This window comes from Lelliottia sp. GFLA7 (assembly GCF_056490165.1).
The window spans coordinates 1-429 of the sequence record NZ_JBWLAQ010000096.1; the positions used below are offsets into that span (position 1 = coordinate 1).

Annotated in this window: 1 protein-coding gene; it reads left to right on the forward strand. The window is 65.5% G+C overall.

Annotated features, from left to right (window positions below; translation table 11 throughout):
* Positions 1-34 precede the first annotated feature (34 nt).
* Positions 35-429 (forward strand): hypothetical protein (locus AC07RN_RS21330; protein WP_478337273.1); only part of this gene is annotated, 395 nt, incomplete at its 3' end.

Sequence of the window (429 nt, forward strand, 5' to 3'; positions counted from 1 at the left end):
CGGTCGGATGGCCGCCTTCCAGGGGTTGCATCGCATGTTGGGGAACGCGGTCAGGGGCAATCTGCCGGTGGTCCCGGGGGACATCGGATCCCTGGTCGACACCGTCCCCCTCGACATCGTCGTCGAGGCCGTCGGCAACCTGATTCGCGACCGGGTCACCGAGGGCGAGTACTGGTTGACCGCTGGAGAGCAGGCCCTCACATTCACCGATATCGCCGAACTGTGCGAGTACGTGTCCCGTCTCGCGTGGATCGGCGCGGTGCGGCCACGGTTCATGCCGTTCGAGTCCGTCGATCGGTTGCTGCTGCCGCTGTTGGACGACCTGATCTCGGACGGACGACGACGGATGTTCGTCGACTTTCTCGAGTCCGTGTGGGTGTTCCAGTCCAGCGAGGCCATGCCGAGCGACCTGGACCGGCTGGGATTCGG